Genomic DNA, 19,583 nt, shown 5'->3' with positions numbered 1-19,583 from the left:
GGTGCAGGGCCGTGGCGGGGGTGTACGGGGCGTGGTGGGGGGCTGCGGCATGAGGCAGGGGGGAGGAGAGGACGTGCGTGGGGTCGTGGGGGGAGACAGCGGGCGCCGCAGGGGCCAGGGGAGTTGGGAGTGGCTGAGCGTGGGGCTGTGGCTGTGGCTCCGGGTGTGCCTGTGGTTGTGGTTGTTGGTGTGCCTGCGGCTGTGGTTGGCCGTGTGGCTCATGCGAGGTGAGTGCTTGGGCGGATGGGCTGGTGGCGGTGGTCTGCGGAGGCGGCAGGTGGAAGCTGCCGGTGTCCGACATGGAGGGCGGTTGCGCCTCCAGGCCTTCGGCGGTCGGAGCCGACGACCGCGGGTGTACGGCAGTTGGGGCGGGAGCGGGCGGGGGAACGTCCCCGCCCGAGGGCGATGTCCAACCGGTGCCCTGACGGAGATGAGGGGACACGGCCTCTGCGGCCTGGCCGACCGGGGTGGCGCCGCTCGTCTCGTGAGGGGGTACCGAGTCTGCACCAGGAGCAGAGGGTATGTGGCCCGAGCCGACCTGGGCGGCCATGGAGCCCGTGCCTGGGCCGGGCCCGAAGGGATCCGTGCGGGGGCGGGCGGCCAAGGGGGCGTCACCCTGCCGTACGGCTGGAGCAGCGTCGGTCGATCCGGATGCCGAGTTCGCGTCTTCCTGCGGGGAAGCGGCGTGCCCTGGCTCTGGACCGAGGGGAATGCCCGCGGCTTCCGGCCGGGAGGGCGGACCCTCAGCGGGACGGAAAGGCGTACGCATCCCTGGCGTGGACGGGACACGGCCGCCATCACCGCCCGCCCACCCTGCGGCCCCCTGCGGTACTCCAGCTGCTTCCCCCGGTGGGCCGGCAGCTCCGGTTCCGGCCCCGGGCTCCATCCGCCCGGCAGCGTCGGCCACCGACCCGGGTCCCTCCATCCGGCCGGCGGCCCCCTCGTCCGACCAGCCCCTGTCTTCCGTCGGCGACGATCCCCCTGCCGGCGAGTAGGCCTCTCCTCCCGACCGGGATGCCCTCTCTGTCGGCCATCGCGAAGTCGACCCCGTCTCCACCCCCGGTGCCCGCTTGAGCGGGCCGGTCGGGGCGAAGCCCGCAGGGAGAGGGCCGAGTTGGTCGAAAATCTCGATGATCTCGTCGTCGGGACCTGGCTCGGGAAGGAGCTCTACGGCCGATGCGAGTGCCTTGCGTGCGCCCGTGGCCGTGCGGAAGCGGGCGTGCGGATCGGGCTGCAGGAGCGAGGCCACGACCTGCCACAGCGGGTCCGGGATGCCCTGCGGGGCGCTCGGAGTGCCGTGTGCGGTGAAATACTGGATGAGGGCCTTGGCGTCGGGTTTGGCCCCCTCCAGGAGATACAGCCCGGTCAGCCCCACGGCGAACAGGTCCGCGGGGAAGTCCGGTTCCGCGCCCATCATCTGCTCGGGCGCAAGATAACCGGGCGTTCCCACCACGAGGTTGGTCTCGGTCAGGCGCGGTTCGCCCAGCCGCATCGCGATGCCGAAGTCGGACAGGCGCAGCCGGGGCCGGCCCGTACCGGTGGCTTCTAGGAGCACGTTGGCGGGCTTGACGTCGCGGTGGACGACGCCTTCCGCATGCACCGCGGCAAGTCCCGCCAGGAGCTGGTCCAGGAGGGTGCAGACGAAGGCGGGCGGCAGCGGCCCGTAGTCGTTGACGAGGTGGACCAGCGAACCGCCGGCGACCAGGTCCATGGTGAACAGGACCTTGTCGTCGTCGGCGGCCCAGCTGGCGGGCGCGAGCACATGAGGGTGGTCGATCCGCAGCGCCTGTTCGCGGACGAAGCGCAACAGCGCGTGCGCGTCGCGCTGTTGGAGGACCTTGGCGGCGACGTACCGGCGGCGGCGGTGGTCCCAGGCACGCCAGACGGCGCCCACTCCTCCGCGCCCGATCGGATCGGCCAGTTCGTACCGGCCGGCGAAGACCTCACCCATGGTTGTGCGTCGCCCCTCCCCCTTCGGTTACCCCCTTGCTTCTCCCTGCTTCCCCCGTGATGAGCGATACGACCCCTCTCGCGTCCTCGCCGGTGTGGGACACACCCCCGCGTGTCCCTCCCGGCGAGGAACGCGACCCCCTCGCGTTCCTCCTCGGCCGTCGGCCCGGCTGCCGAACCCCCTCCGGTAACCGGGCCGCGGGTTCAGCTCTGGTGGGACTGGTAGTGCGTGACCGCGTCGGAGGTGCGGCCCGCCCCGTACACCCGGAGGAACTCTGCCAGTTCCGGGTGGGTGGGGGCGAGAGTGTCAGCCGCCTCGATGATGTCTCCCGCGGCCGCCACCGAGCGCAGCAGCGACTGGATCTCGCGGACCACCCGCTTGACCGTGGGCGCTCCCGAACTGCTGGTCGTCTGTGTGGTGTTGCTGAGCACCGAACCCCCCTGCGACTTCTTGATCTCCTCCATGCGTTCGGTCGCCTCGGCCGCGCTGACGCTGCCGTCCGCGACCTGACCCGCCAGGTCCCGGAGCAGTTGCACCCGCTGGACCACGGCGGGATTGCCGATCTTCGCCCGCTGACCGCTCATCAGCTGCGACAGCATCGGCGCGGACAGTCCCAGCACCCCCGCGAGACGAGCCTGGTTGAGACCAAGATCGTCTATGAGCTTACGGAAGAGCGCCCCCAACGGCTCCCCATACCAGTTCCGCTGCAGTTCCCGCGCTCTTGCGGTGGCTTCCTGCTGTGCGGCGTCCATTGCGTCTCCCCATCGCTTCCCCAAAAAACGGTGGTTCGCTGTAGCGAACCACGCGGAGCATCTTACGGAGAGTGGTCGTCCACGGGGACCCCCAATCTTTTTGCGAGATCCGGGGGGTGACCCGGTACTCTGGTCTGCGTCGCCTCCCGGTACGCGGTTCTTCCGGGCGGTCGGCCATCTTCCGGGGCCTTAGCTCAGTTGGTAGAGCGCTGTCTTTGCATGGCAGATGTCAGGGGTTCGACTCCCCTAGGCTCCACATGAGAAACGCCCTCCGAACTGCGGAAACGCAGTTCGGAGGGCGTTTTTTCGTGCCGGGACCACGTCCCACGTCTCCGGCACTGGCAAGCGGGTGGTGTTTCACGTGAAACACGCGCGGCCGGGGACGAGGTACAGACCGGAGTGGGGCGGAAGACGCACGGTCTTCCGCCCCACACCAATATCTTGCTCAGCCGCGTTCGTCGCGGTGTGCGGCCTCCTCCTCGGCCTGCTTGGCCTGCACCTCCGGGTCGAGGACGGCCTGGCCGCTGCCGTCGACCGAGGCCAGACGGCTCGACTCCGGCACCTCCGTGGCGGCGGGCGGCTCGACCAGCCAGTCCGGGTTGGCCTGCTTGTCCCACCACTTCCATGCGGCGAAGGCTCCGCCGGCGACGAGGCCCGCCACCGCCAGCGCCTTGGCGAGCCGGCCGGCCCGCGCCCGCCGCTCATGCTTGCGGACAAGCTTGTGGATGTCCTTCGGCGAGACCTGGCCGCGGAGCGCTGCCAACGCGGCCACGCTACGGGCCGCGGCCTCGTCGCGGACGGGGACCGCCACGGCCACCGCCTGCTCGATCCTTGGCCGGGAATAGTCGGCGGCCTGCTTGGCCGCCTTACGGGTGCGGGTCGCAGCCTCGTGGGCGGCATGGTCGACCTTCGGCGGGACATGTGCGAGAGCCTGCGAACGGGCGGACTCCAGACGCGGCGCGAGATGGGCGTCGTACTGGACACGAGCCTGTTCGGCGGCCTGCGACACCTTCGGCGCGAGCCGTACGCGTGCCTCTTGCGCGTAGTGCGAGGCCCTGTCCTTGGCCGTGTCGGCGTAGGGCGCCACCACTTCCGCGGCGTGCAGCACGCTGTCCTTCGCCGAGCCGGTCGCGGCGCGCACGCTGTCGATGCGGGTCACGGGTTCCTCCTCCTCGGTGGCGTACGGTATTTCGACTTTCCACCCTTTTACGGATCATGCCTGTCGGGGAGCTCTTAGGCATGTGCAGGGCGGGCATCCGGGTCACAGCCACAGACTCCGGAGCATCTGCGATCAAGCACTGCTCGAGAAATGATCACGTGCAATAGCGGATGAATACAGGGCAACGGGAGCTTGTCGTCGACAATGCCACGGATCGCCGCGCAGCGCCCCCCTCCCCGTGACCACTCGACCGGATTTCTGTCCGCGAAACCTCCGAAGGCCCGGCCCCGGGCGGGTGCCGGGCGACGCACGGCAGGAACCGTGCAAGGATCGGAAGGGCACAGAGGAACAACGGAAGGCAGATCGTGGCCGAGCAGCTTTACGCCACCCTGAAGACGAACCACGGCGACATCGAAGTCCGGCTTCTGCCGAACCACGCCCCCAAGACGGTTCGCAACTTCGTCGAGCTCGCCCAGGGCGAGCGCGAGTGGACCCACCCCGCCACCGGCGAGAAGTCCACGAAGAAGCTCTATGACGGCACGATCTTCCACCGGGTCATCAGCGGCTTCATGATCCAGGGCGGCGACCCGCTCGGCACCGGCATCGGTGGGCCTGGCTACGAGTTCGAGGACGAGTTCCACCCCGACCTCTCCTTCAACAAGCCCTACCTGCTGGCCATGGCCAACGCCGGCCCGGGTACCAACGGCTCGCAGTTCTTCGTCACCGTCTCCCCGACGGCCTGGCTCAACCGCAAGCACACCATCTTCGGTGAGATCACCGACCCGTCCAGCCAGAAGGTCGTCGACGCCATCGCCGCCGTCCCGACGACCCGCCCCAACGACCGGCCGGTCAACGACATCGTCATCGAGTCGGTCGTCATCGAGACTCGCGAAGGCTGAGACGAGACCTCTCTCCGGCCTGCGCGAAGGGAACCAATCGCCCCGCTCGTCCGTAAGGATGGGCGGGGCGGTGTACGTGTACGACGACTTAGGGGATGCCATGGACCAGGCGGCAAGCAGCTCGCAGGGCGCCCAGAGCCTGCCCGGCTGCTACCGGCACCCGGACCGCGAGACGGGTATTCGCTGTATCCGCTGCGAACGGCCCATCTGCCCCGAGTGCATGGTCAGCGCCTCCGTCGGCTTCCAGTGCCCCGATTGCGTGCGCGGCGGCTCCGGCACCGGCCACGCCCCCACCGCCACCCAGCCGCGCACCATCGCCGGCGGCACGATCGTGGCCGACCCCCGCCTGCTCACCAAGATCCTGGTCGGCATCAACGTCGCGGTGTTCATCGCGGTCCAGGCCCGGTCCGCCCTGCTGAGCGACCTGGTCCTCATCGGTGCCTGGCCGCCCGCCCCCTTCGCGCCCACCGAAGGCGTCGCCGGCGGCGAGTGGTACCGCCTGGTCACCTCGATGTTCACGCACAACGAGGTATGGCACATCGGCTTCAACATGCTCAGTCTGTGGTTCCTGGGCGGCCCCCTCGAGGCCGCTCTCGGCAGAGCCCGCTACCTCGCCCTCTACTTCGTCTCGGGCCTCGCCGGCAGCGCACTGGCGTATCTGCTCTCCTCGCCGACGACGGCCACCCTCGGCGCCTCCGGGGCCATCTTCGGCCTCTTCGGCGCCACCGCCGTCCTCATGCGCCGCCAGAACTACGACCTGCGGCCGATCATCGCCCTGCTGGTGATCAACCTCATCTTCACGTTCAACCCGGGATTCAACATCTCCTGGCAGGCGCACATCGGCGGTCTGGTGGCCGGCCTCATCACCGGCTACGCCATGGTCCACGCGCCGCGCAAGCGCCGCGCCCTGATCCAGTACGGCACCTGTGCGCTGGTTCTGGCCGTAGTCATGGTCATGACAATTCTGAGGACCGCGCAGCTCGGTTGAAGCGCGCGTTCCCGCAGCTGAGCGGCCGTTGTCCACAGCGAGTGGCGAGTCCTGTGCATACCGTGCGGGAACAGCTGTGCCCCCTGTCGCTGACCCGAGATTCCGCAGGTCAGGCAGGGGGCGAACAGGGTTTCGGTTACCGGTGTGTCAGTCGTACCGGCGTCAACCTCCGATCGGTTATCCACAGATCGTCGTCTTTTCCCCAGCCAGCTGTGGAAATTTACGCAGGGCTGTGGATAACTCAGCGGATACCCCTGGGCAGAGCTACTTCCACTGTGTGGAAACACCGAATCCGGCGGCGATGAAGCCGAAGCCCACCACGATGTTCCAGTTGTCCAGCGAGTCGATCGGCAGCGAACCGTCGGTCACATAGAAGACGACGATCCAGGCCAGGCCGATGAGGAACATGGCCAGCATCACGGGTGCGACCCACGAGCGGCTGTTCAGCTTGATGGTGGTCGCCTGCTTCGCCGGGGGCGGCGTGTAGTCGGCCTTCTTGCGGATACGTGACTTCGGCACGAGGGTCTCTCCTGTCGATGCGCTGTGGCCGCGCAGGGAACTGGGGCGGGCTCCGGGGCAGCGTACAAGGGGACACTTAGTGCTCCCCCGGGCGTCCGTTAGCGTAGTGCTTCCGCGCCGCCGAAGGAGATAAGGGTACGTTGAGCAATTCTGCCGACTTTCCCGGGACGGGATCCAGTCCAGCCGGCCGGCGACGTTTCCGGCCCGTGCGGGTGCTGACGGCGGCCGTCTTCGCTCTCGCGGGGCTCATCTTCTTCACGAGCTTCGACACGGCCAAGGGCACCAACATCCGGACGGACGCCTCCTTGCTGAAGCTGTCCGACCTCATCCATGAGCGCAGCCGCAAGAACGGCGAGCTGGACGAGTCCAACGGTGTCCTGCGCCGCGACATCGATTCGCTCGCCGAGCGCGACGACGGCAGCACCAAGGCCGAGGACGACAAGCTCGCGGCCCTGGAAAAGAACGCGGGCACGCAGAAGCTCTCGGGCAAGGCGGTCTCGGTCACGCTCAACGACGCCCCGCCCAACGCTACGGCCAAGCTCCCCGGCTATCCCGAGCCGCAGCCCGACTACCTGGTCATCCACCAGCAGGACCTCCAGGCCGTGGTGAACGCCCTGTGGCGGGGCGGGGCCAAGGGCATCAAGGTCATGGACCAGCGGCTGATCTCGACCAGCGCCGTGCGCTGCGTGGGCAACACGCTGATCCTGCAGGGCCGGGTCTACTCGCCGCCGTACAAGATCACGGCGGTCGGGGACCCGGACGCGCTGCAGAAGGCGCTGGCGGAGAGCCCGGCGATCCAGAACTACATGGTGTACGTCAACGTCTACGGGCTCGGATGGAAAGTCGAGGAGGACGGGGCGGTGACTCTGCCCGGCTACTCGGGCACAGTGGATCTGCAGTACGCGAAGCCCGTGGAGTGACTCCCGAGTAGGCCCCAGGAGCTGCCGGTGCGCGTCGTGATCAGGACCGTCAGTGAGGTGTGTGTCACCGTCGGCGCCCTGATAGTCCTGTTCGTCGTCTATGTACTGTTCTGGACAGGTGTGCAGGCCGACGATGTCATGGACGACCAGATCGACCGGTTGCACGAGCAGTGGTCACAGGAGCCCGTGCGGCCCACGGCGACGACGGGTGGTTCTCAGAGTCCGCCCGAGCCGGCGGCGTACACGGCGGGGCAGCCCTTCGCGATCATGTACATTCCGCGGCTTGGTTTCACGTGGAACAAGCCCGTGCTGGAGAACACCGCGACCAAGACCCTGAAGAAGGGCCTCGGGCACTACGCGGGGACCGCGCAGCTCGGACAGCGGGGCAACTTCGCGGTCGCCGGCCACCGGCGGACGTACGGCGATCCCTTCAAGGACTTTCCGAAGCTGAGGCGGGGTGACGCGGTGGTGCTGACGGACGGGACGACCTGGTTCACGTATCGGGTCGACAAAGGCCCCTACAAAACCGTGCCCTCGGACGTCGAGGTGATCGACCCCGTGCCACGTAAGTCGGGGTATACGCGTCCGGGCCGCTACCTCACCCTGACCACGTGTGATCCGGAGTGGGGGCACAGCCACCGGCTGATCGTCTGGGCGCACCTGGACTCCACACAGCCTGTGGAGGCAGGGAAACCACCGGCCCTGCGCCGTTAGTCTGGTGCGGTACGGCGTGAGTCCGGTGCCGTGGTGCGACAGAAGGGACGGCATGTACAGCTTTATCTGGCGGCATCTGCCGGGGAACGCCTGGCTGAAGGCGCTCATCTCACTCGTGCTGGTCGTTGCTGTGGTCTACGTCCTTTTCCAGTACGTCTTCCCGTGGGCCGAACCGCTGCTGCCCTTCAACGATGTGACGGTGGACAACCAGTGAGCGCGCGGATTCTCGTCGTCGACAACTACGACAGCTTCGTCTTCAACCTGGTCCAGTACCTGTACCAGCTGGGCGCCGAGTGCGAGGTGCTGCGCAACGACGAGGTGTCGACGGCGCACGCCCAGGACGGCTTCGACGGCGTACTGCTGTCGCCGGGCCCGGGGACGCCCGAGGAGGCCGGGATCTGCGTCGACATGGTGCGCCACTGCGCGTCGACCGGCGTGCCCGTCTTCGGCGTGTGCCTGGGCATGCAGTCGATGCAGGTGGCGTACGGCGGTGTCGTGAACCGTGCGCCCGAGTTGCTGCACGGCAAGACCTCGCTCGTCGAGCACGAGGGCGGCGGCGTCTTCGCCGGGCTGCCGACGCCCTTCACGGCGACCCGGTACCACTCTCTGGCGGCCGAGCCGGCCACGGTCCCGGCCGAGCTGGAGGTCACGGCCCGTACCCACGACGGCATCATCATGGGCCTGCGCCACCGGGAGCTGCCCGTCGAGGGGGTTCAGTTCCACCCCGAGTCGGTGCTGACGGAGCACGGGCACCGGATGCTGGCCAACTGGCTGCTCGAGTGCGGGGACCAGGGCGCGGTGGCGAGGTCGGCGGGGCTCGCCCCGGTGGTGGGCAGGGCCACGGCGTGACCGCGCTGCGCCCCGAGCGCGAGGACTCGTACGGAGGGGCGCCGTACGAGTCGTACGACTCGGTGCCGTACGAACCGCCCATCGGCAACGGGGTGCCCTACGAACCGCCTCTCGGCAACGGGGTGCCCTACGAACCGCCCCTCGACGATGAGACGGTGGCGCTGCGGATACCCGAGCCGCCGGCGCGTCCGGTCGGCGGCGAGTCCGTATCCGCTTCTGGAGCCTCAGCCGTCTCGCCTGCCACTGGATCCCCCGCGGGTGGGCGTGCGGCCCGGAGAAAGGCCGCCAAGGGGCGTCGTGGGCGTCATGGGGGTGCTCCCGAGACGTCTGCGGAGTCGCCGGACTCTCCCGACGAGGGCAGGCCGCTCTCCCGGGTGGAGGCACGGCAGCGGGCACGGGCGAGCAAACCCGGCCCGGCCGTCGTCGCGAGCCGGGCGATCGGTGAGGTGTTCATCACCACCGGCGTCCTCATGCTGCTGTTCGTCACCTACCAGTTGTGGTGGACGAACGTCCGGGCGCATGCGCAGGCGGACAAGGCGGCGAGCAGCCTCCAGGACGACTGGGCGAACGGCAAGCGCAACCCCGGGGTGTTCTCGCCGGGGCAGGGCTTCGCCATGCTGCACATCCCGAAACTGGACGTGGTGGTGCCGATCGCGGAGGGCATCAGCAACAAGAAGGTGCTGGACCGGGGCATGGTCGGCCACTACGGCGAGGATCCGCTGAAGACGGCGATGCCCGACGCGAAGACCGGCAACTTCGGGCTGGCGGGCCACCGCAACACCCACGGCGAGCCGTTCCGGTACATCAACAGGCTCCAGCGGGGCGACGCGATCGTGGTCGAGACGCAGGACAAGTACTTCGTCTACAAAATGGAGTCGATCCTGCCGGTGACGTCGCCGAGCAACACCAGCGTGCTGGATCCCATTCCCCCGGGGTCGGGGTTCACGACGGCGGGTCGCTACATCACCCTCACCACGTGCACCCCGGAGTTCACCAGCAAGTACCGGTTGATCGTCTGGGGCAAGATGATCGAGGAACGGTCGCGCAGCAAGGGCAAGCCGGATGCGCTCGTCGAGTAAGGGCAGATGACAAGTGGCAGCGACCACCGACGGCACCGCAGAACAGACCGGCACGTCCGGACCCGCGCCCGCGCCCGCACCGCGTCGCCGCGGCACGGGCCGGATCGCCCTGGCGGTCAGTCTCTTCGGCGAACTCCTCATCACCGCGGGCCTGATCCTCGGCCTCTTCGTCGTCTACTCGCTGTGGTGGACGAACGTCCTCGCCGACCGCAAGGCGGACCAGCAGGGCGACAAGGTCCGCGACCACTGGGCCGCGCAGAAGGACGCCGGTCGCGGCGCCTTCAGCCCCGGGGCCGGCATCGGATTCCTGCACGTGCCCGCGATGAAGAACGGTGAGGTCCTGGTCGAGAAGGGCACGTCGTCGAAGATCCTCAACGACGGCGTCGCCGGCTACTACACCGACCCGGTCAAGTCCGCGCTCCCCACCTCCGGCAAGAAGGGCAACTTCAGCCTCGCCGCCCACCGCGACGGCCACGGCGCGAAGTTCCACAACATCGACAAGCTCAAGAAGGGCGACCCGATCGTCTTCGAGACGAAGGACAAGTGGTACGTCTACAAGGTCTACGCGGTCCTTCCCGAGACCTCGAAGTACAACGTCAAGGTTCTGTCGGCGGTCCCCAAGGAGTCCGGCAAGAAGAAGGCGGGCCACTACATCACCCTGACGACCTGCACGCCGGTGTTCACGTCCACGTACCGGTACGTCGTCTGGGGTGAGCTGGTGCGGGTGGACGCGGTGAACAAGCAGCGGACGCCGCCCGCGGAACTGAGCTGAGCTGACTGAAGCGTCCCGGCGCACGGCGAAGCCCCGGCATCCTCCTGAGGAGGGTGCCGGGGCTTCGCCGTGCGCCGGGCGGAGGAGGTCAGTCCTCGGTGCGGGCCGCCGTTCCGGTGGCGCCGCCGAAGAAGCCGCCGTCGTCGTTGCCGCCGTTGCCGTTGCCACCGTTGTTGCCGACGCCGATGGTCGTCAGGGTGATCTGGGTACCGGCGGGGTCGTCGACCTCGTTGCCCGGGCCCGGATCCTGCTGCTGCACGAACGCGGTGTCACTCTGGTCGCTGCCGTTGGCGAACTGGATGTTCGTGAAGCCGGCCGCGTTGAGGATCTGCTTGGCCTCACCCACGGTTCGGCCGATGACGCTCGGGACCTGCGTCTTGTCCGCCGCCTTGCCGACCTGGATGTTGACCGACGAGTTCTTGTTGGCCGGAGTGCCGGCCTGCGGCGTGGTCTGGATGACCTTGCCGATCTGGTTGACGTCGTCGGTCTCGACCTCGGTGCAGTTGCCGACCAGGTTGTTGGCCGTCATCTGGGCCTTGGCCTCGTCACAGGACTTGCCCAGGACGTCCGGGACCGTGGCCTTTTCCTCGGCCTTGGCGATGGTCAGGGTGATCGTGGAGCCCTTCTCCACTTCCTCGCCCTTGACCGGGTCCTGGTCGAGGACGGAGCCCGGGTCGTCCGAGGACACCCGCGTCTCCGTCTTGATCGTGAACTCGTAGTCGTCGCCGGTGAGCTGGTCCTTGGCCTCGTCGAGGGTCAGGCCGATGACGCTCGGGACGGTGACCTTCGGGGCGCCGGTCGAGACGACCAGGTTGACGACAGTCTTCTTGTCGACCTTGGCCGGGGCTTTGGGGTCCTGGTCGCAGATATTGCCCTTGGGCTGCTCCTCGCAGGCCTTCGGCGTGACCGTCCCCACCACCAGGTCGCTGTTGGTCAACTGCTTCTTGGCATCGGCTTCGGTCTGGCCGATGAGGGAGGGCACGGCCACCTGCTCGTTGCCCGCACTGCTGCCGTCGAAGATCCACTTGCCGATGAGGATCGCGCCGACCAGCACCAGGACACCGGCCACGACCAGCAGGATCGTCGAGGTGTTCGACTTGTTCTGGCGGCGCCGGTCGGGGCGGTCGTCGTAGCCGTAGCCGGCGTCGTCCGGATTCACGGGCGGGAGCATGGTCGTGGCGCCCGCGTCGGCGCGCAGGGCCGTCGTCGGCTGGTCGTCGGGGTAGCCGCCGTAGCCCACGGAGCCCATCGCCGCGGTGGCAGCCACTGGCTGGCCGTCGAGACAGGCCTCGATGTCGATGCGCATCTCGTCGGCGGACTGGTAGCGGTAGTTCGGGTCCTTGACCAGGGCCTTCAGGACGATGGCGTCCATCTCGGGCGTGAGCTCGGGATCGAACACGGACGGGGCCTGCGGCTCCTCCCGTACGTGCTGGTACGCGACCGCCACCGGGGAGTCGCCCACGAAGGGCGGGCGGACCGTCAGGAGCTCGTAGAGCAGACAGCCCGTGGAGTAGAGGTCGGACCGTGCGTCCACCTGCTCGCCCTTGGCCTGCTCCGGGGAGAGGTACTGGGCGGTGCCGATGACGGCGGACGTCTGCGTCATCGTCATGCCGGAGTCACCCATGGCGCGGGCGATGCCGAAGTCCATCACCTTGACCTGGCCGTTGCGCGTCAGCATGACGTTGGCCGGCTTGATGTCGCGGTGGACGATGCCCGCCCGGTGCGAGTACTCCAGGGCCTGCAGGATGCCGATGGTCATCTCCAGCGTGCGCTCCGGCAGCAGCCTGCGGCCGCTGTGGAGAAGCTCACGGAGGGTGGAGCCGTCGACGTACTCCATGACGATGTACGGGATCGAGACCCCGTCGATGTAGTCCTCGCCCGTGTCGTAGACCGCGACGATCGCGGGATGGTTGAGCGAGGCGGCCGACTGGGCCTCCCGGCGGAACCGGGCCTGGAAGGACGGGTCGCGTGCGAGATCCACGCGCAGCGTCTTCACCGCCACGGTGCGGCCGAGCCGGGTGTCATGTGCGAGGTAGACCTCCGCCATGCCACCACGGCCGAGCACCTGGCCCAGCTCGTACCGGCCGCCGAGGCGACGCGGCTCTTCCATAGCTTCCTACCAGCCCTCTCCGTCGGTCCCGACCGGCACATCAGTGCGGTCGGGTGGCTGCCGTCCGGGCCTACCGTACCCGGATGGCCGTGTGTGACCTGGCCAAGCCCGTCACCCGATACAGGACCGGTATCGCAACGTGCACCGATGTGAGGGGGACGTGATCGGGGTCACTGCTTGCTGTTGATGACCGCCTCCATCACGTTCTTCGCGATGGGCGCCGCGAGGCCACCGCCGGAGATGTCGTCACGGACGGCGCTGTCGTCCTCGACCACCACGGCCACGGCGACCGGCGAGCTGCCGTCGGCGAGCTTGGCGTACGAGAGGAACCAGGCGTACGGCTTCTCACTGTTGTCGACGCCGTGCTGGGCGGTACCGGTCTTGCCGCCCACGGTGATGTCGCCGCCGATCTGCGCGTTCTTGCCCGTGCCGTCCTTGACGACGGTCTCCATCATCGACTGGAGGATCTGGGCGTTCTTCGCCGACAGCGGCTGGCTCAGCTTCTCCGGCTCGGTCTTCTCGATGGGATCGAGGCTCGGAGCCTGGAGTTCGTCGACCATGTACGGCTTCATCAACGAGCCGTCGTTGGCGATCGCCGAGGCGACCATCGCCATCTGGAGGGGGGTCGCGGCGGTGTTGAACTGGCCGATGGAGGACAGCGCGACCTCCGAAGGAGCCATGTCCTCGGAGAAGACCGAGGCGCTGGAACGGATCGGCGTGAAGTGCTCCTCGCCGAAGCCGAACTTCTTGGCCTCCGCGAGCATCTTGTCGTTGCCGAGGTCGGAACCGACCTTGCCGAAGACGGTGTTGCAGGAGTACTGGAGGGCGACCCGCAACGTGGCGTTCTTGCAGGGGATGTTGCCCTCGTTCGGCAGCACCGTCGTGGTGCCCGGCATGGTCCAGGGCAGCGGCGAGTCGGTCTTCTCGTCCGCCGAGGTGTACAGCTCGTTCTCCAGCGCGGCGGCGGCGGTGACGACCTTGAAGGTGGAGCCCGGCGGGTAGGTCTCGCGCAGGGCGCGGTTGAGCATCGGGTCCTGGTCGTTGTTCGCCTTCTGGAGCTTCTGCCACGCCTCGGTGTCGGTCGTCGTGGAGTTGCCGGCGAACGAGGAGGGGTCGTACGACGGGTAGGACGCCAGCGCCAGGATCGCGCCGGTGGACGGGTCGAGGGCCACGACGGCACCCTTGCCGCCCTGCTTCTTCAGGCCGTTGTACGCGGCCTTCTGCGCGGCGCCGTTGAGGGTGGTGACCACGTTGCCACCCTCCTTCTCGTCGCCCGTGAACATGTCGAGGGTGTTGCGGAAGAACAGCCGGTCGTCGTTGCCGGTGAGGATGCCGTCCTCGATGTTCTCCAGCTGGTTGGCCCCGAAGGCCTGCGAGGCGTACCCGGTGACGGGCGCCCACATGGGGCCGTTCGTGTAGGTGCGCTTGAACTTGAAGTCGCTGCCGGCGGTCTCCTTGGAGCCGGTGATCGGCTTGCCGTCGACGATGATGTCGCCGCGTGGCGTGGCGTACCGCTCGATGATGACGCGGCGGTTGTCCTTGTCGGACTTGAGCTCGTCGGCCTGGACGTACTGGATCCAGTTGTCCCGGATGAGCAGTGACAGGACGAGGAGTCCGCAGAAGATCGCGATCCGGCGCAGGGGCTTGTTCATGACGGGCGGACCACCTGGGTCATCTCGGCGTCGGGGCTGGGGGCGGGGGCGGGGGCCGGACGGCGTGCGGTGTCGCTGATGCGCAACAGGATGCCGATGAGAGCCCAGTTGGCGATGACGGACGAACCGCCGTAGGCCACGAACGGCAGCGTCATACCGGTCAGCGGGATGAGGCCCATGACACCGCCCGCCACGACGAAGACCTGGAGGGCGAAGGCGCCGGACAGGCCGATGGCGAGCAGCTTGCCGAACGGGTCGCGGGCCGCGAGCGCGGTGCGCACCCCGCGTTCCACGATCAGGCCGTAGAGCAGCAGGATCGCCATGACGCCGGCCAGGCCCAGTTCCTCGCCGAAGGTCGCGAGGATGAAGTCGGAGTTGGCGGCGAAGCCGATGAGGTCGGAGTTGCCCTGCCCGAGGCCGGTACCGAGCGTGCCGCCGGAGCCGAAGGCCCACAGGGCCTGCATGGCCTGCTCGGAGTGCACGATGCCGTCACTGGCCCCGGAGCGGCTGAGCTGGAACTCGCGCATCGGGTCCAGCCAGGCCTGCACACGCGTCTGGATGTGCGGCTCGAAGCTGGCCACGCCGACGGCGCCGACCGCGGACATCAGCAGACCGAAGACGATCCAGCTGGTCCGCTCGGTCGCGACGTACAGCATGATGATGAACATTCCGAAGAACAGCAGGGATGTTCCGAGGTCGGTCTCGAAGACCAGGATGAGAATCGAGATCACCCAGACGACGAGAATCGGACCGAGGTCACGACCGCGTGGCAGGTACAGGCCCATGAAGCGGCGGCTTGCCAGGGCCAGGGCGTCTCTCTTGACCATGAGATAGCCGGCGAAGAACACCGCAAGAGCGATCTTCGCGAACTCACCGGGCTGAAGCGTGCCGAGGCCGGGGATCTTGATCCAGATCTTGGCGCCGTAGATGTTCGCGCCGAGTCCGGGCACGAGCGGCAGGACCAGCAGGAACAGCGCGCCGGCCATGGAGATGTAGGTGTAGCGCTGCAGGACGCGGTGGTCCTTGAGGAAGATCAGCACGGCCACCAGCAGGGCGACGCCCATCGCGGAGTACAGCAACTGGCGAGGTGCCGCAGCGGCGTAGTTACTGAGCCGCTTCGACTGGTCCAGCCGCCAGATGACGACCAGCCCGAGCCCGTTCAGCAGCGTCGCCAGCGGCAGCATCAGCGGGTCGGCGTACGGCGCGAACTTCCGTACGACGAGATGGCCGACGCCTGCGAGCAGGCCGAGTCCGAGGCCGTAGCCCAGCAGACCGGGCGGCACCTCGTCATTGATCGCCAGGCCCACGTTGGCGTAGGCGAACACCGGGATCACCACGGCGAACACCAGCAGCGCGAGCTCGGTGTTGCGGCGGCTCGGCGTGCCGATGGCACCGATGGTGGACGTGTGGTGCGTCGATGGGTTGGTAGAACTGCTCATCGTGTGACAGGGCCTCTCACGGCTCGGCTACTGCTTGTCGCACTGCGAGACGACCTTCTGCTCCTGGTCGGAGAGGCTGGGGCCGGGGGTGGGCGTGGGCGCAGTCGTGGACGGGGCGGGCGAGGTCGGCGCCGATGGATTCGGGCTCGGTGAGGCCTTGGACGACCAAGAGGCGGGTGTGGTTCCCGTGGTGCCGCCGGCCTCGCCTTCGCCGGTCTTGGCGTTGTTCTCGCTCTCGGCCTTCTGACGCGCGGCTTCCTTCTCGCACGCGGACGCCTGGACCGCCAGGGCGTTGATCTTCGTCTGGGCGTCCTTGAGACCGCCCTCGGTGATCGTCGCCTTGACCTGCTTCTGCATGTACGTCGGCAGGTACTTGAGTTCGATCTCGGGGTGGTCCTTGTGCACCTTGGACAGCGAGACCCAGGCGAGGTCCTGGCTGATGCCGCGGTACAGGGCGACGTGTTCGCCGTTGGCGCCGACGTAGTACTGCGTCTGCGTCCAGCGGTAACCGCCGTACAGGCCGCCGCCGACGACGGCGAGCGCGAGCGCGACGTAGAAGGATCTCTTGAGCCACCTGCGGCCCTTGCGGTGCTTGACGAAGTCGTCGTCGCCGTAGTCGCCGAAACCGGACGTGGAGATGTATCCGGTGGTGTCGCCGGAGCCGGGCGGGCCGAACTCGCCGCCGCCCTGTCCGGGGACCTGGCGGCCGAGACCGGAGGCGCGCCCGGCCGGGGTCTGCATGATGCCGTTGTCGTGCAGCTGGAGCTGGTTCTCGGCGACGGCGCCGACCACGACGGGGGTGTCGGAGAGCTGCCCGGCGAGGGTGTCCCCGGTGTCGAGGTCGAGGACGTCGGCGATGATGACCGTGATGTTGTCGGGGCCGCCGCCGCGCAGTGCGAGCTGGATCAGCTCCTGCACGGTCTCCTGGGGGCCCTGATAGCTGGCGAGGGTGTCCTCCAGCGTCTGGTGGGACACGACGCCGGACAGGCCGTCGGAGCAGATCAGGTAGCGGTCGCCGGCACGGACTTCACGGATGGACAGGTCGGGCTCGACGTGTTCGCCGCTGCCCAGCGCGCGCATCAGCAGGGAGCGCTGCGGGTGGGTGGTGGCCTCTTCCTCGGTGATACGGCCCTCGTCGACCAGGCGCTGCACCCACGTGTGGTCCTGCGTGATCTGCGTGAGGACGCCGTCGCGCAGCAGGTAGGCACGCGAGTCGCCGACGTGCACGAGACCCAGGCGCTGGCCGGTCCACAGCAGGGCGGTGAGCGTGGTGCCCATGCCCTCCAGCTGCGGGTCCTCCTCGACCATCGCGCGCAGCTGGTCGTTGGCGCGCTGTACGGCGGTGCCGAGGGAGGTGAGGATGTCGGAGCCGGGCACGTCGTCGTCGAGGGCGACGATGGTGGAGATGGCCTCGGAGGAGGCGACCTCGCCGGCCGCCGCGCCGCCCATGCCGTCGGCGATGGCGAGCAGGCGCGGACCGGCGTATCCGGAGTCCTCGTTGCCCTCCCGGATCATGCCTTTGTGCGATCCGGCGGCGAAGCGCAGTGACAGACTCATGCGCACCTCGCCCGTCGGCTCCGGGTACATCCGCACGGTGCCCACCCTCCGGTCGGGAGCGCGCCGGGGCCCGGGGTGCCGGGCGCCGCTGCGTGCTCGCTCCGCTCGCGCTCATTCATGACGTGGCACTACTTCCGCAGCTCGATGACGGTCTTGCCGATGCGGAGGGGCGCGCCCGGCGCAATCGGTGTGGGGGTCGTCAGCCGCGTTCGGTCGAGGTACGTGCCGTTGGTGGAGCCCAGGTCCTCGACGATCCACTGGCCGTCGCGGTCCGGGTAGATCCTGGCATGGCGGCTGGACGCGTAGTCGTCGTCCAGCACGATGGTGCTGTCGTGCGCCCGGCCCAGGGTGATGGTCTGGCCCTGGAGCGCGACGGTGGTGCCGGTGAGTGTGCCCTCGGTCACCACCAGTTTGGTGGGTGCGTTACGACGCTGGCGGCCGCCGGCCGCCTGTTGGCGCTGCTGCGGAGGCGCGGCCTGTCGGGCGGCGGCCTGTTGCTGCCGCCCGCTCTCCCGGCGCGAACCGCGCTGGGTGACACGCGTACCGAACAGGTCGCTGCGGATGACCTGCACGGCCACGATCACGAACAGCCACAATACGGCCAGGAAACCCAGCCGCATGACCGTGAGGGTCAGCTCTGACATTGCCCCCGCTTCACCCTTCGGCTTGCCGGTAAATGATGGTGGTACTGCCCACGACGATCCGCGAGCCGTCGCGGAGCGTAGCGCGGGTGGTGTGCTGCCCGTCCACCACGATGCCGTTGGTGGACCCGAGATCCTGGATCGTCGGGGGCGTTCCGGTCCGGATCTCACAGTGCCGGCGGGAGACGCCGGGGTCGTCGATCCGCACGTCGGCCTCGGTGCTGCGGCCCAGCACCAGCGTCGCGCGGGAGATCTGATGGCGGTTGCCGTTGATCTCGACCCAGTGGCGCATGCGACCGCCGGCCGCGGGTGCGGCAGCGGGTGCGGCCGGGGGGCGCTGTCCGCCCACGGGCTGTGGGTAGCCGTAACCGCCGGGGCGGCTGCCGGGCGGCGGCGCGGCGGGCATGGGCGGGGCGCCCGCGGGAGCGGAGGGCGGCGGATAGCCGTAGCCGCCGGGTGCCGGCCGGCCTGCTGCCGGGGCTGCCGGGGCGTTGCCGGGAGACTGCTGGTTGGTGGAGGAGGCGAGCGTACGGCTGCGCACCCGGTACAGGCCGGTGTCGAGGTCGTCCGCCTTCTCCAGATGGACCTTGATGGGGCCCATGAAGGTGTAGCGCTGCTGCTTCGCGTAGTCGCGCACCATGCCGGCGAGCTCGTCGCCGAGCTGGCCGGAGTAGGGGCTGAGCCGCTCGAAGTCCGGCGTGCTCAGCTCCACGATGAAGTCGTTGGGTACGACCGTCCGGTCGCGGTTCCAGATGGTCGCGTTGTTGTCGCACTCGCGCTGGAGCGCTCCCGCGATCTCCACGGGCTGTACCTCGGACTTGAACACCTTGGCGAAGGTGCCGTTGACCAGACCTTCGAGACGCTGCTCGAACTTCTTCAGGACTCCCATGGGGCACCTCCTCCGTCGCTGCTGCCGTCCTGCGTCCCGCTGAGCGGGCACTGCCTTGCCCGGTACTGCTGGTACTGCTTACTGATCGTATCCACGCGCCGGTAAATCGGCTGGTTCCCCCTGTCGGCCCGGTCGACGGTGTCGACGCCTCCGAAGTTCCCTCCGGAGCACCCCTTCGAACTCTTCTCGGACGTCGTCCTGCCAAGGATCGTAGAGGCGGCCGAAGACAAGTGTCCCGCACCGGACTGTGGACCCGGACCGGCTCCTGCGGACAGGGGCTGGACCGGTACGAGGTTGATACGTGAACCGGTCCGCGTTGATACGTAGCAGCGGGATCGGAGGTGGGGTGGCGGACGGACGCAGAGTGTGCTGGTCGGCTGCTGCCCCGCCATAAGGGATGTGAACCCACCCCGTCCTGCGTGCTAATGTTCTGCGTGTCGGAAGGCGCCAGCCCCTAGGGGGACAGGGCCTGAGGACACACCCAATGCGCGGGTGGCGGAATAGGCAGACGCGCTGGATTCAGGTTCCAGTGCCCGAAAGGGCGTGGGGGTTCAACTCCCCCCTCGCGCACAGCGAAGAACCGATGAACGGGTCTTCACCAGTGACGAAAGTCACGGTGAGGGCCCGTTTTTCGTTGCGTCGGCGAGGGCTCCGCGGTGAGGTATCTCACGGTGCTTTCACCGTCTCTTACCG

18 protein-coding genes and 2 tRNA genes are annotated in these 19,583 nt (G+C 68.4%); 10 read left to right on the top strand and 10 right to left on the bottom strand.

The genetic code is table 11. The annotated features are described in order from the left end of the window. Nucleotides 1–1,951: serine/threonine protein kinase (locus KUM49_RS49585; RefSeq protein WP_254402788.1), on the bottom strand; the 1,951-nt coding region annotated here is incomplete at its 3' end. A gap of 203 nt (nt 1,952–2,154) precedes the next feature. After that, complete coding sequence (locus tag KUM49_RS46480) at nt 2,155–2,703, bottom strand: DNA-binding protein (protein WP_217243035.1); 549 nt, start codon at nt 2,701–2,703, stop codon at nt 2,155–2,157. 183 nt (nt 2,704–2,886) lie between these two features. On the opposite strand from KUM49_RS46480, the gene KUM49_RS46475 reads away from it, so the two are divergent. Beyond that, nucleotides 2,887–2,959, top strand: a tRNA-Ala gene (locus KUM49_RS46475). 189 nt (nt 2,960–3,148) lie between these two features. On the opposite strand, the gene KUM49_RS46470 is transcribed toward KUM49_RS46475, so the two are convergent. Then, nucleotides 3,149–3,862 carry a DUF5324 family protein gene (locus KUM49_RS46470; protein WP_217243034.1) on the bottom strand — a complete coding sequence of 238 codons (714 nt, stop codon included), beginning with the start codon at nt 3,860–3,862 and terminating at the stop codon, nt 3,149–3,151. A 365-nt stretch (nt 3,863–4,227) separates the two neighbouring features. Here KUM49_RS46470 and KUM49_RS46465 point away from each other — a divergent pair, with 365 nt between their 5' ends. Further along, nucleotides 4,228–4,761, top strand: coding sequence for a peptidylprolyl isomerase (locus KUM49_RS46465; RefSeq protein WP_217243033.1), 534 nt, complete (start codon nt 4,228–4,230; stop codon nt 4,759–4,761). 100 nt (nt 4,762–4,861) lie between these two features. Further along, on the top strand, nt 4,862–5,749 hold the full coding sequence (locus tag KUM49_RS46460; protein ID WP_217243032.1) for a rhomboid family intramembrane serine protease: 888 nt from the start codon (nt 4,862–4,864) through the stop codon (nt 5,747–5,749). A 264-nt stretch (nt 5,750–6,013) separates the two neighbouring features. Here the strand turns inward: KUM49_RS46460 and crgA are convergent, their stop codons facing one another. Then, nucleotides 6,014–6,268, bottom strand: coding sequence for a cell division protein CrgA (crgA, locus tag KUM49_RS46455; RefSeq protein ID WP_217243031.1), 255 nt, complete (start codon nt 6,266–6,268; stop codon nt 6,014–6,016). A 140-nt stretch (nt 6,269–6,408) separates the two neighbouring features. Here crgA and KUM49_RS46450 point away from each other — a divergent pair, with 140 nt between their 5' ends. From KUM49_RS46450 to KUM49_RS46425, 6 genes are read left to right on the top strand one after another with little or no spacing between them, the layout of a single operon-like run. Then, a complete protein-coding gene (locus KUM49_RS46450; RefSeq protein WP_217243030.1) occupies nt 6,409–7,188 on the top strand; it encodes a DUF881 domain-containing protein in 780 nt (259 codons plus the stop codon). 27 nt (nt 7,189–7,215) lie between these two features. Further along, nucleotides 7,216–7,902, top strand: coding sequence for a class E sortase (locus KUM49_RS46445; protein ID WP_217243029.1), 687 nt, complete (start codon nt 7,216–7,218; stop codon nt 7,900–7,902). 52 nt (nt 7,903–7,954) lie between these two features. Beyond that, entirely contained in the window at nt 7,955–8,116 is a 162-nt protein-coding gene (locus KUM49_RS46440; protein WP_217243028.1) for a hypothetical protein, read from the top strand. Further along, on the top strand, nt 8,113–8,751 hold the full coding sequence (locus KUM49_RS46435) for an aminodeoxychorismate/anthranilate synthase component II (RefSeq protein WP_217243027.1): 639 nt from the start codon (nt 8,113–8,115) through the stop codon (nt 8,749–8,751). Before KUM49_RS46440 ends, KUM49_RS46435 begins: the two co-directional genes overlap by 4 nt. Next, on the top strand, nt 8,748–9,830 hold the full coding sequence (locus KUM49_RS46430; RefSeq protein WP_217243026.1) for a class E sortase: 1,083 nt from the start codon (nt 8,748–8,750) through the stop codon (nt 9,828–9,830). The genes KUM49_RS46435 and KUM49_RS46430 overlap by 4 nt, the downstream gene beginning before the upstream one ends. A gap of 13 nt (nt 9,831–9,843) precedes the next feature. Next, nucleotides 9,844–10,602 carry a class E sortase gene (locus KUM49_RS46425; protein WP_217243025.1) on the top strand — a complete coding sequence of 253 codons (759 nt, stop codon included), beginning with the start codon at nt 9,844–9,846 and terminating at the stop codon, nt 10,600–10,602. 88 nt (nt 10,603–10,690) lie between these two features. On the opposite strand, the gene pknB is transcribed toward KUM49_RS46425, so the two are convergent. From pknB to KUM49_RS46395, 6 genes are all read right to left on the bottom strand, one after another. Beyond that, entirely contained in the window at nt 10,691–12,712 is a 2,022-nt protein-coding gene (gene pknB, locus KUM49_RS46420) for a Stk1 family PASTA domain-containing Ser/Thr kinase (RefSeq protein WP_217243024.1), read from the bottom strand. Nucleotides 12,713–12,882: 170 nt separating this feature from the next. Then, nucleotides 12,883–14,364 carry a penicillin-binding protein 2 gene (locus KUM49_RS46415; protein ID WP_217243023.1) on the bottom strand — a complete coding sequence of 494 codons (1,482 nt, stop codon included), beginning with the start codon at nt 14,362–14,364 and terminating at the stop codon, nt 12,883–12,885. Next, the gene (locus KUM49_RS46410) at nt 14,361–15,803 is read right to left on the bottom strand and encodes an FtsW/RodA/SpoVE family cell cycle protein (RefSeq protein ID WP_217243022.1); all 1,443 of its coding nucleotides are present in this window, start codon (nt 15,801–15,803) and stop codon (nt 14,361–14,363) included. Before KUM49_RS46410 ends, KUM49_RS46415 begins: the two co-directional genes overlap by 4 nt. A gap of 27 nt (nt 15,804–15,830) precedes the next feature. Next, entirely contained in the window at nt 15,831–17,390 is a 1,560-nt protein-coding gene (locus KUM49_RS46405; protein ID WP_302185589.1) for a Stp1/IreP family PP2C-type Ser/Thr phosphatase, read from the bottom strand. 98 nt (nt 17,391–17,488) lie between these two features. Further along, nucleotides 17,489–18,004, bottom strand: coding sequence for an FHA domain-containing protein (locus KUM49_RS46400; RefSeq protein ID WP_217243021.1), 516 nt, complete (start codon nt 18,002–18,004; stop codon nt 17,489–17,491). A 10-nt stretch (nt 18,005–18,014) separates the two neighbouring features. Further along, nucleotides 18,015–18,890 carry a DUF3662 and FHA domain-containing protein gene (locus KUM49_RS46395; RefSeq protein ID WP_217243020.1) on the bottom strand — a complete coding sequence of 292 codons (876 nt, stop codon included), beginning with the start codon at nt 18,888–18,890 and terminating at the stop codon, nt 18,015–18,017. 486 nt (nt 18,891–19,376) lie between these two features. Here KUM49_RS46395 and KUM49_RS46390 point away from each other — a divergent pair. Further along, nucleotides 19,377–19,460, top strand: a tRNA-Leu gene (locus KUM49_RS46390). The last annotated feature ends 123 nt before the right edge of the window (nt 19,461–19,583 follow it).

The sequence above is a fragment of the Streptomyces sp. AC555_RSS877 genome (genome assembly GCF_019049245.1).
Taxonomy (GTDB): domain Bacteria; phylum Actinomycetota; class Actinomycetes; order Streptomycetales; family Streptomycetaceae; genus Streptomyces.
The sequence above is the reverse complement of the archived record's forward strand: the minus strand, read 5'-3'. Positions and strand labels throughout refer to the sequence as shown.